The organism is Treponema sp. R8-4-B8 (assembly GCF_054786175.1).
In genome coordinates this window covers 1-501 of the sequence record NZ_BDHE01000309.1, presented here as the reverse complement: position 1 = coordinate 501, position 501 = coordinate 1, and the positions used below count along the sequence as shown (strand labels likewise).

The 501-nt window shown below is 42.3% G+C and carries 1 pseudogene; it reads right to left on the bottom strand.

Going from position 1 to position 501, the window contains the following annotated elements:
* Window positions 1–115: 115 nt before the first annotated feature.
* Window positions 116–310 (bottom strand): annotated as a pseudogene (locus ACYVRA_RS08540) (GTP-binding protein); the annotation flags it as partial.
* Window positions 311–501: the final 191 nt, after the last annotated feature.

The following is a 501-nucleotide window of genomic DNA, read 5'->3' as shown; positions in this document are numbered from 1 at the left end:
TTCTTGTCAAAATCCAGCCCTAGTGAAGAGACCTCTAGGGTATAAGCTCCCTCTATTAGGTTGGAATTTGCTCTGTCTCTTATACACATCTAGATGTGTATAAGAGACAGGCGTTAAATGCTTCGTGACCTGGGGTATCCAAAAATGTTATTTTCCCATTTGGGGTTTCTACTTCGTAAGCACCTATATGCTGAGTTATGCCGCCAAATTCTCCGCGCACCACATTTGTTTTGCGAATATAATCCAAAAGCGAAGTTTTTCCGTGGTCAACGTGACCCATAACAGTCACCACAGGGTGCCTTGGTTTCAAATTCTCTTCTGCATCTGCCTGAATGCCAAGGGTTTCTTCTTGATATTCCTCTTGAAGCTTGGCTTCAAAACCAAATTCGGAGGCTATTATTTGCACCATGTCAAAATCTAAATGCTTATTTATGGTTAGCGATGTGTATAAGAGACAGGGATCGTTGAGCTTTCTGCCCGCATTGGAGCTTTTATGGGTAT